This is a genomic window from Patescibacteria group bacterium, assembly GCA_041661625.1.
GTDB lineage: Bacteria > Patescibacteriota > Patescibacteriia > JAHIZJ01 > JAHIZJ01 > JBAZUB01.
Genome location: JBAZUB010000008.1, coordinates 1 through 12596, shown reverse-complemented (window position 1 = coordinate 12596; position 12596 = coordinate 1). Strand labels below are relative to the sequence as shown.

The following is a 12596-nucleotide window of genomic DNA, read 5'->3' as shown; positions in this document are numbered from 1 at the left end:
ATCTTTTCCAGACTAACGGCAGCTCCTCCGATTACATCGGCTATTTTTACAACACTTCCACAAATGCCGCCGCCGCTGGCCTCTACATCCGCTCCGACGGAACCGGCTCTCTGCTAACTCTCAACTACAACGGCACGAACATTCTTGACATCACTCCGGCGCAAACCACTTTCTCGAATCCGGTGAACTTCGCGGGCATGGGCGACGTCTCCATCGCATATGACCTCTATCTTACCAACACCACAGCGGGCTACTTGAAATTCAACGGTCCCGGCTATATCCAGACCGAATCGCCGAGCGACAATCTGGACCTCACTCTCTCGGCGGCCAACTCCGGCTATGTCGTCATCGCGGATACTTTGCAGATGGCGGGAGATATTTTGCCCGACGCGGACGATACATATAACCTCGGCTCCGACACGGCGCGCTTTGCCAATCTCTGGCTCGGCGCGGACACGCTGCACATCGGAACTTCAAGCGCGGACGAAGCCTGGATGAGCTACGACACGACGAACGACCGCTTCAATCTCGGCGTCGGCACCACCGGCTCCGCTCCGGCACTCACAGTCTTGAGTGGCGGAAATGTGGGGGTGGGTTCAACCAACCCAACCCAGCTTCTTTCAGTCGGATCAGGGAATCAATTCCAAGTTTCCTCGACTGGCAACGTCACAGGAGGCACCTACAATGGCATCACCATCACCACGGGAACAGGCACACTCATTTTGAACGACAAAACTCTCAATCTTTCCAATTCACTCACTCTCGCCGGCGCCGACGGAAAGACGATCAACTTTGGAACTAACAACCTGACATTCTCAACTTCCGGAGATTACACATTGACAATTCCCGCCACCGGCACGGCGGCTCTCGGCACCGGAACCAACGGCTACGTAGCTGTCTGGAACGGAACCAACTCTCTCACCTCCCAGCAATACCTGAACGTTGCCCAAGGCGGAACCGGAGCCGGAACTTTCTCTTCGAATTATCTTCTGAAAGGCAACGGCACAAGCGCCATCTCGTCTTCGGTCATCTATGACGACGGGACCAACGTGGGGATCGGGACAACTGCCGTCGGAACCTACAAACTGAACGTCGCCGGAGACATCAACGCTTCCAATTACTATGCCAACGGAAATCCCATCTCTCCTCTCACTGCCGGAACCATCACCGGACAAACTCTCTATTGGGATGGAGCGGCTTGGACAGCGAACACAACTTTATTCAACAACAACGCTAATGTGGGGATCGGGACGACTCTCCCGAGCCAGCTTTTTCAAGTCAACAATTCCGGAACTTCAGCCTTCGTCGTGACGAGCGGGGGCAACGTCGGCATCGGGACGACGAATCCGGGGAAAATGCTTGATATAGTTGGGACTTTTCGAGTAAAAAACACTCTTTCAGACAACTTCACTGTTCAGGCAGACTCAAATAATGCTGGTTATAGTGACGCATATCTCTACGGTCAAGGAACTGCTATCGGATTATATGCAAATCCTGGTATTAGCAGAGTCGGAAGTGGAAGCATTACCTATCCAGCTAATTCGTCAGGATTAATATCTGTCGCAGGGATTCCGTTAGTATTGGGGTCTGGAGGTGCGGAAAAAATGAGAATAACAAGCGGCGGCAACGTCGGCATCGGGACGACGAGTCCGAGCCAGTTGCTACACATTGAAAAAAACCAAAATGCTACGACGGAGTTGCTAGTAAAAAATTCAACGAATGGCACAGGAGGACGAACCGTCTTATTTCTAGAAGGCGATAATAGTAAACTGGCGTTTTTGGAGAGAGTGTCACCATCTTATACTACTGTCCCAGCTTGGGCTGGTTCTGGAGTGATGGGTAGTAGTGATGGTCCGTGGTGGATTAGCGCTTACGGTGCTACTGGTGATATTCGTTTCCAAACCGGAGGTATAGCGACTTCGAATGAAAGGATGAGGATAGATAGCACAGGCAACGTCGGCATCGGCACCACTGCCCCAGGGCAAGCTCTTGATGTCAACGGTTCCATAAGGACTAACGGACAACTCATCTCCACCCTTGCCGACGGAACTGCTCCTTTCAGCGTTACTTCCACTACAGTCAACACCAATCTCAACGCCGATCTCCTCGATGGACATCATTCCTCCGATTTCCAAACAGCTCTTACTAATCCCGTAACCGGCACCGGCACGGAAAACTACGTGGCTGTCTGGGGAGCCGCCAACTCCCTCACTTCCCAGCAATATCTGAACGTCGCCCAAGGCGGAACCGGAGCCGGAACATTCAATACTAATTATCTTCTCAAAGGCAATGGAACCTCCGTCCTAACGAGCTCGGTGATTTATGACGACGGCACCAATGTGGGGATAGGGACAACTGCTGTCGGAACCTACAAGCTGAACGTCGCCGGAGACATCAACGCTTCCAATTACTATGCCAACGGAAATCCCATCTCTCCTCTCACTGCCGGAACCATCACCGGTCAGACTCTCTATTGGGATGGAGCCGCTTGGACAGCGAACACTAATCTCTTCAACAACAATACAAATGTGGGGATCGGCACCACTCTCCCAAGCCAACTCTTCCAAGTCAACAACTCCGGAACCAGCGCTTTTGTTGTGACAAGTGGAGGGAATGTGGGGATCGGGACGACCTCGCCGAATTCCCAACTGACGGTTAAGGGAAGTGTAAATGTTCAGGCTGTCAATCCTATTTTGAGAGGGTCATTGTACGACGATAATTTTTTCGGTGCGGGATGGGTACAGGTTATCGGCAAATACGCGTATATGACATCCAATAACGGATCTTTTCATCCGAACGTAAGCGCCTTCAGCATCATAGATGTTTCCGATCCGGACAATCCTACTCTGGTCAGTCAAAATACCGATGCCTTGTTGGATGGCGCCGAGGGGTTCAAGGTCATCGGCAAATACGCATATGTCGCGTCCATGAAAGCCAATGCTTTCGTGGTCATCGATATTTCCAATCCGAATTCTCCTTCGATCGTCGGATCAATCACGGACGCAAGTTTGTTGAACGGAGCGGAAGACATGGACATTTCCGGAAATTATGCCTTTGTCGTCAATGCCAATGGGAACAGTCTTGCCGCGATTGATATTTCCAATCCGGCCAGCCCCAAAATTGTCAGTTCTTTCAGCGACGCAAAACTGAAGCACCCGGAATGGGTCACTGTCAAAGGAAAATACGCCTATGTCACCGATGACACAAGCTCCACTCCCTACTTTCTGATTTTGGATATTTCCAATCCGGCCAGTATCCAACTTGCTGGTTCGCTCAACGATGCGAGTTTTAACACTCTTCTCGGAGTATCGATTTCAGGCAAGTATGCCTACGTCGCCAATTATGGGGGGAACAAAATTGAAGTGATCGATATTTCCGATCCTACTTTACCTTCCTTGACTTCCTCGGTCGCGGCTACTCATCCTTGGGTTATAGAAGTGGCAGGAAATTATCTTTATCATACGGCGGTCGATTCCGGTTTATATGTGTACGATCTTTCCAACCCGACCAATCCGACGCTTGCCGCTTCACTGGTTGATCCGGTGAATTTGAATACAATTGATGATATATTTATAAACGGAAAATACGCTTATATCACAGATATTGCCAATCGAAAAATAGTGATTGCAGAATTGCCGGGAATTTCCACAAGTACGCTTTGGGCGGGCAATATTTCAGCTGATAATATGGATGTTGCCGGCAATTTCACGACGGACAAAATTTATGCCAACACTTCTTTGGAAATCGGGCCGGGAGGATTGTTTAGCCAGGGATTGGCAAGTTTTGCAAATGGAATGAGAATTCAAGGCAACGTCGGCATCGGTTCCACTAACCCAACACAGCCTCTTTCCATTGGGGCAGGGAATCAATTCCAAGTTTCCTCGACTGGCAACGTCACTGGAGGCACCTACAACGGCATCACCATTACCACCGGAACAGGCACCCTCACTTTGAATGACAAAACTCTCAATCTTTCCAATTCACTCACTCTCTCCGGAGCCGACGGAAAGACTATCAATTTTGGAACTAATAACCTAACTTTATCAACATCAGGAGATTACACCCTGACCATCCCCGCCACCGGCACGGCGGCTCTCGGAACTGGCGCCAACGGATACGTAGCTGTCTGGAATGGAACCAACTCTCTCACTTCCCAGCAATACCTCAACGTCGCCCAAGGCGGAACCGGAGCTGGGACCTTCTCTTCGAATTACCTTCTCAAAGGCAACGGAACGAGCGCGATCGCGTCTTCTGTAATTTATGACGACGGAGCAAACGTGGGGATAGGAACCACGAGTCCGGGGGCGAAATTAGCAATTAATGGAGACCTATTATTTTCAAGTGAAAGTGACAGTGTAATTAGAGTAGCCGATAAAAGTGGCGGCGGAAATAACCTAAGTATTGCTGCAGGATCAAGTATTCCAGTCGGCAGCGGAGGGAATTTGAATTTATATGGCGGCCTAGGAAACGATTCTGGGGGCAAAGTGAATATATCAGGGGGGATGGGTATTGGACTTGGTGGCAATGTTTATATTTCCGGCGGAGATGGAATAGCTGAAAATGGAAATGTAATTTTAGCGCACACAGGTTTCGGGTCTCAAGGCAACGTCGGCATCGGAACTACCGCTCCCTCCCAGCTCTTCCAGGTAAATGATTCAGCATCAAACCCATTCGTTATAACTTCGGGAGGCAACGTCGGCATCGGGACTACCAACCCCCTCGCCCTCCTTTCCGTGGGTGCCACCTCCCAATTCCAAGTTTTCTCAGCCGGCAACGTCACCGGCGGAACCTACAACGGCGTCACCATCTCGGGGAACGGAACTCTGGCGACAGGAGCAGGCTCATACACTCTCACCATCCCCGCCACCGGCACCGCGGCTTTGGGAACAGGAGCAACCAACCAGATGGCCTATTGGAACACTGCCAACACCCTCACCGGTTCCGACAACTTCTATTTCAACGGAACCAACATCGGAATTGGAACCACGGATGTAGGAACTTACAAACTCAATGTCAGCGGTTCTGTCCATGCCACCGACTATTATTCAAACGACAATACCCAGGGAGCTTCTGCCACCACTGGAGGACTGACATTCAAAAACGGCCTCTATACCTCCGGAACTCTTGCTTCCGGTTTGCCCGCTGACGGAACCATCACGGGGCAAACTCTCTACTGGGATGGCGCAGACTGGACGGCGAACACAGCCCTCTTTAATGACGGAACCAACGTCGGCATTGGCACTACCGCCCCGGCCGGATTATTCGATGTAAATGCGAAATTTACGGTACTAACAGGCGGCAACGTCGGAGTGGGAACAACCGCCCCCGCCGGACTCTTTGACGTCAATGGAAAACTGACCGTTCTCTCCGGTGGAAACGTGGGAATCGGAACAACAGCTCCAACCCATCTTTTCCAGGCTAACGGCAGCTCCGCGGACTACATCGGCTATTTCTACAACACTTCCACCAATGCCGCCGCCGGCGGCCTCTACATCCGCTCGGACGGAACCGGCTCTCTGCTAACTCTCAACTATAACGGCACCAATATCTTGGACATCACTCCCGCCCAAACGACTTTCTCAAACCCGGTGAACTTCGCCGGCACCGGTGATGTTTCCATGGCCTACGACCTCTATCTGACCAACACGACCGCCGGCTACTTGAAATTCAACGGACCCGGCTATATCCAAACCGAGTCGCCGAGCGACAATCTCAATTTATATCTCTCCGCCGCCAACGCCGGATCAGTGATTTTGAACGACACGACCAAGTCGCAAGATATTCTGCCACTCGACAATGATCTTTATAATCTCGGCTCCGACACGGCGCGCTTTGCCAATCTCTGGCTCGGCGCGGACACGCTGCACATCGGAACTTCAAGCGCGGACGAAGCCTGGATGAGCTACGACACGACGAACGACAGATTCAACCTCGGCGTCGGCACCACCGGCTCCGCTCCGGCACTCACAGTCTTGAGTGGCGGAAATGTGGGGGTGGGTTCAACCAACCCAACCCAGCTTCTTTCAGTCGGATCAGGGAATCAATTCCAAGTTTCCTCGACTGGCAACGTCACAGGAGGCACCTACAATGGCATCACCATCACCACGGGAACAGGCACACTCATTTTGAACGATAAAACTCTCAACCTTTCTAATTCTCTCACTCTCTCCGGAGCCGACGGAAAGACTATCAACTTCGGAACTAACAACCTTACTTTCTCAACATCAGGAGATTACACCCTCACTATTCCCGCCACCGGCACCGCGGCTTTGGGAACAGGAGCCCAATACCAGATGGCCTATTGGAACGATGCTAACACTCTAACGGGTTCCGACAATTTCTATTTCAACGGCACCAACATCGGCATCGGAACCACGGATGTCGGAACCTACAGATTAAATGTGAATGGCTCAATCAACGCCACCTCATACTATGTCGGAGGCACGGCTCTCGCCACCACCACCGCCGGATCCTACACCGGACAGACCAATTACTGGAACGGAAGCGCTTGGACTGCTTCCACCAATCTTTTCAATGACAATACGATCGTGGGGATTGGGACGACGAACCCGGAGGCGGCGTTGGAAGTGAATGGGGATATTTTTCTATCTCAAGGAGCAGCGCGTACCTTTAAAATAGCCGATCGCTTTACGTCTGGTTCTGGTTATGATTTAACGGTTGCCGCGGGCTCAGCGGGGTTAATAAGCAACAATGCTGGGGGTACCTTAATTTTGCAAGGCGGACTCTCCTCTGGCTTTGGTAACGGCGGAGGAGTAAACATTGTTGGCACGGCTTCGGGCGACTATGCTACGGGAGGACCGATTAATATATTGGCGGGAGACAACGGTTCTGAAGGAACCGGCGGTGCCATAAATCTCACGAGCGGCAGTGCACATGGCGCCGGTTCTTTCGGCGGTAATATTGCGATCACGACTGGCGATGGAGGTTCGTCTATGGGAGGTCAAGGGGGAGATTTAATTATCAATTTAGGCACAGGCTCAACTCGATCAGGTCGCGTCGGCATCGGGACGACCGCGCCAAGCCAGCTATTCCAAGTCAACAACTCTGGTTCGACTGCTTTCGTTGTGACGAGCGGAGGGAATGTGGGAATTGGGACTACGAGCCCGGGGGCGGCTTTGGATATATATGGAAAATTTAAAATTACAAATGATGGCATGGCTGCTTGGGGAACGGCAGCTGATCAAGGTTTATTATCTTGGGGCACAGGAAAAGTGATAGTTGGAAGTGCTTGGGGTTATGACCTGGTATTTTCTACAAATGGAGTCGGTGGAGAAAGGATGCTAATAGACAAAATCGGTAACGTCGGCATCGGGACGACGGCGCCTGAGGCCAAATTACATCTTTCAGTCGATGGCACAACACTCAATTCTGATTTATACACGGGCTCCGAAGCTTTTATATCGAGCTCAAATGGAAATAGCAATTTCCGAATGGTTGCAGGAGGGAATGCTACCGTGGCAAACAGCTTTGTAATGCTCAAGACGAGAGGTACTGTTGAATCCCCTTCTATTGTTTCATCGGGAGATGTTTTGGGGAATATTTATGGACAAGGTTATGATGGTGCTTCAAGAATTGCTGCGGCCGTAATTAGTTTCACGGTTGATGGGACACCGGGTTCTAATGATATGCCTGGGCGAATTACATTTTCAACAACTCCCGATGGTTCAAGTACATTAACGGAAAGGCTGCGAATAACATCTGGAGGCAACGTTGGCATCGGTTCTACTAACCCAACCCAGCTTCTTTCAGTCGGATCAGGGAATCAATTCCAAGTTTCCTCGACTGGCAACGTCACAGGAGGCACCTACAATGGCATCACCATCACCACGGGAACAGGCACACTCATTTTGAACGATAAAACTCTCAACCTTTCTAATTCTCTCACTCTCTCCGGAGCCGACGGAAAGACTATCAACTTCGGAACTAACAACCTTACTTTCTCAACATCAGGAGATTACACCCTCACTATTCCCGCCACCGGCACCGCGGCTCTCGGCACCGGCACCAACGGCTACGTTGCCGTTTGGAATGGAACCAACTCCCTCACTTCCCAGCAATACCTCAACGTCGCCCAAGGCGGAACCGGAGCCGGGACCTTCTCTTCGAATTACCTTCTGAAAGGCAACGGAGCGAGCGCCCTTTCCAGTTCTGTTATCTATGACGACGGCACGAATGTGGGGATAGGGACAACTGCTGTCGGAACCTACAAGCTAAACGTCGCCGGAGACATCAATGCCACTAACTACTATGCCAACGGAAATCCCATCTCTCCTCTCACCGCCGGAACCATCACCGGACAAACTCTCTATTGGAACGGAGCAGATTGGACTGCAAACACCAATCTCTTTAATGACGGCACGAACGTCGGTATCGGTACCACTTCTCCCGCCGGACAGTTTGACGTGAACGGCAAGCTGACCGTCCTATCTGGCGGAAACGTCGGCATCGGGACGACGGCTCCTGCCGGATTATTTGATGTAAATGCGAAATTTACGGTGCTTTTCAGCGGAAATGTGGGGATCGGAACAACCAACTCTCTCGCCAAGCTGACTGTCTTTGGCACGGACAATGCTTTGCGCCTCGCTTATGACGACGCCAACTATTCCACTCTCTCAGTCGACGCGAGCGGCAATCTTTCCATGTTGAGCTCCAACACAGCTGAATCATCCGTCATCCTCGGCTCCGGCGCCGCCCAAGACACCTCCATGATCTTCGATGGATCATCCCAAGACTTCTATGCCGGCCTCGACGACACGGACAGCGTTTTCAAGATGGGCGTAGGGCAAGTGGTCGGCACGGCAGCGGCGCTATCCATCACCTCCGACGGGAATGTCGGAATCGGAGCGGCCGCTCCCGGACAAAAACTCTCGGTAGCGGGAAGCCTGGGGATCATCGAAAGCACGGGCGCGACCTACTACACTGTTTTCCAAGGCGGGGACCAGTCCGCCAATGTCACCTATACTCTTCCGACCGCCCAGGGCGCGGCCAATTATGTTCTTCGAAACGACGGAACGGGCGTCCTTTCCTGGAGCCAGATCGTGGCGGCGAGCGTGGCGAGCAATACTTTGGATTTTGCCCAGTTTGACAACGCCCTCGACCTTGATGCCAACCTCACTCTCAACCAGTCAACGTATACCTGGACACAGAACTTCACCGGGACTACCACCACCGGCCTCACCTACAATGCCAACTCTCTCACGAGCGGAACCGGAATGGCGCTGTCCTCGACTTCAACTGCCGGCCTTGGAAGCAACAGCACCAAGATTTTGAGCATTGCCAGGACCGGCGCGAATGCCATCGCCAGCCACACAGCCTACGGCCTATATTCCACCGTTGCCAACACCGGAACCACCTCCACCAATATCGCCGGATACTTCTCGGCGAACGGCGCGACGAACAACTATGGGCTAATAGTCAACGGCGGCAACGTCGGCATCGGAACCACCGCTCCCACCAACCTCCTCGATGTCGCCGGCGGCGTGAAGATCGGCGCGAACTACGCGGGCATCGGAACGACCGCGCCGCAGAACGGCATGCTGGTCGAGGGGAGCGTGGGAATCGGAACTTCAATTCCCGGCTACAAGCTCGAAGTCTATACGGGAACGGCTTCCGGATACGTGGATACGGACGGATCGTGGAACAGCGCTTCCGACGCCCGCCTCAAGAAAAACATCTCACCGATGGAATCGGCTCTTGAGAAAGTCCTCGCCTTGAATCCCGTCGAATACAATTTCAAAACAGAATCCGCTTCCGATCCGGCGCATATCGGCTTTATCGCGCAAGATGTCGAAAAGATTTCTCCCGAACTTGTTTCCACCGGGCCGAACGGCATGAAAGGTTTGAGCTATGCCATGTTTACGCCGCTGCTCACCAAAGCCGTCCAGGAACAGCAGGCGGAAATTTCCAATGTCCAAATCCAAATGTCAAATCAAATCCAAAATCTAAATGATCAAAAATTACAAATTACAAAACAAGCCGGCGATGTCAATGAATTGCAGACTGCTGTGAACGATAAACTCACCATCATCAGCCAAAGTTTGGCTCTGGGCGAAGCCAATAGCCGAACTTTAGGCGAACGTATCAGCGCAAACGAACAGGACATCACAAATCTTAAGACAGACCTCGCCGCCGCCCAATCGAAACTCGCGGAATCGGAAAACAACCTCGCCACTTTTGAAGCTAGCACGACTGACCTCCTGACTTCGATGATGGAAACGGAAAATATGATCACTGCCAAGCTCTTGAATCATGAAGACAGGATCAAGGCTCTCGAAGACAAACTGGCCACAGCGACCATTACCGTTGGAGAAATCCCGGCCAATGTCATCACTCAAGATGCAAGCGGCAACGCGACCCTCGCGGGTATATTCAAGGCGAAAGAAGTGAACGCTGATGGAGTTGTCGCGGGAAGCTATTCCGTGAAAAATTCAAGCGATGCGCCAACAACCGGCGGCGGGAAAATTCTGGCCGTCAAAAATGATGCGGATGGCGACGGCTGGGATGACGAAACGAAAGTTGATGGCAAGAGCGCGGAGATCGAAACCAAGGCCGTGAGTGAAACCGCCAAGATTTTTGTCACATTCGAAGGCGATCCGGGCGCGCGGTATTGGGTTGAGAAAACGAAAGATGCAGATACGGGAGAATATACCGGTTTCGCAGTGAAACTCTCTGACCCGTCCAAAGCGGATGCGAACTTCAGCTGGTGGATAGTGGAAAGCCGTTAGAAGTCTAAATTATAAATTTGAAATTTTAAATCAAATCCCAAATTACTAAATGAACAAAAAATCAGAAAATTTTGATCTTGAAAAAAGAACTGCGAAATTCAGCGAAGAAGCAATTATCTTCGCAAAACAAATCAAGCGGGATGTTGTCAATCTTCCAATGATTAGCCAGTTCGTAAAATCAGCCACTTCAGTCGGAGCCAACTATTGCGAGGCGAACGGCGCCAGTTTGAGAAAAGATTTCAAGAATAAAATTTATATCTGTAAGAAGGAGGCAAAAGAAACAAAATACTGGCTGCAGCTCATCGCCAAAGCCAATCCGGAACACAAGGAAACATGTCGAAAATTATGGAAAGAAGTCCACGAGCTTACGCTGATATTCTCAAAAATCATCCTAACCCTAGAAGGAAAAAAATAATTAAAAATTTATTCATTTAAAATTGATTTCAAATTTAAAATTTAGCCTTTAGCCTTTAAAGATGAACTTGAAACAAAAAACTAAAAAACTCCTCCGAATCCTGCTATATTCAGCAAAAAATCCCAAAAATTTCTGGCGGGCTCTTCCGCTTTGGGGGAAGAGAGTAGTCGTGATTCTTTTTATTGCGTCCGTCGGTTTTTCTTCGGCGCGGTATTATTCGTATTGGAAAAACAACCGGACGCTCGCGGATGATGTCAAAAAGTTCGGAACAGCCGGCGAACAAGTCATTTCGGACATCAAAGCCATGCCGGCGGTGGCGATGGCCGAAGAAAAAGACGCTTATACGCTCAAAGATGATATGCAAGACGGGCTGAAGATTGAAACCCATGGAAACGGAGACGGGCTTCAAATTGATGAAAAACAACCGGAGAGCAAAAACGAAATCAACGTGAAGCTCCCTAAAGACTACACGAAACCAATCGAAGTGAAGCTTGATGGCCAGCGCACTATTTTGATTGCCGACAATACCGCGGACAAATTTTCTGCGCAACTTTTGGTGAACAAAATCGATTCCCAAAGTTCTCAAAGTTCAACTTTAGGAGCGCCTAAAGTTAAACTTTCAGCGCAAACGGAAAAAGATTATCTCAAATATAGCTCGGGGAGAAAATCAGCCTATTATGCCTACCAGAAAGACCAGGCGGTGGGGGAGCGAAAACTCAAAAACTGGATTGTATATCAGAAAGGGAGCGGACAAGAAGCCGAATCATACACTTTCCAAAACGCGAAATTGAAACTGGACGAACAGGGGCAGGTGCAAGTTTTTTTCGATGACGGGAAAGACGAAAAGAATCAGCAGGCGGTGGCGAATGTCGACCCGGGGCTTATGGAACGCGCAAGGCAAGCTATTCTCAAAGACAGCGGCCAGGATATCACGGAGCAAGGGGGTCAGAAACCGGATTTCACTATCCCGCAGGCCTACTATGTCGGGAAAAACGGGGAGCGAAAAACGGTGGATTGGAAAATTGAGGATGGCAAGACTCTGAAACTTGAATTTTCCGTGCCAGCCGACCAATATCCCATTGCCCTTGATCCGACGCTCCAGTTCACCGCGCCGGGGTCAAGCAATTCAGCGAGTACTATCTCCGGCGAAGTCACCAACAACTATTTCGGTAATTCCCTCGCCGCCGGAGATTTCAATAATGACGGCAAAACCGACCTCGCCGTGGGTGCCTATGGATACACCTCCGCCACCGGGCGCGCTTATATCTTCTATGACGATGCCGCTTTTCCCACCGCCGCGGCCTCCGCCGATGCTATCATCACCGGGGAAAACACCGGCGACCAATTTGGCTATTCCCTCGCCGCCGGAGATTTCAATAATGACGGCAAAACCGACCTCGCCGTGGGCGCCTATGGCTATGCCACTAACACCGGCC

At 50.9% G+C, this 12596-nt stretch carries 3 protein-coding genes; all 3 read left to right on the top strand.

All coding sequences use genetic code 11. The features are described 5' to 3' along the window. Positions 1-197: 197 nt before the first annotated feature. A complete protein-coding gene (locus WC734_06315) occupies positions 198-10745 on the top strand; it encodes a tail fiber domain-containing protein (GenBank protein MFA6198730.1) in 10548 nt (3515 codons plus the stop codon). A gap of 49 nt (positions 10746-10794) precedes the next feature. Next, positions 10795-11160, top strand: a complete 366-nt coding sequence (locus WC734_06310) for a four helix bundle protein (protein ID MFA6198729.1) — start codon at positions 10795-10797, stop codon at positions 11158-11160. A gap of 61 nt (positions 11161-11221) precedes the next feature. Next, a partial coding sequence (locus tag WC734_06305; protein ID MFA6198728.1) for an FG-GAP repeat protein occupies positions 11222-12596 on the top strand: 1375 nt, incomplete at its 3' end.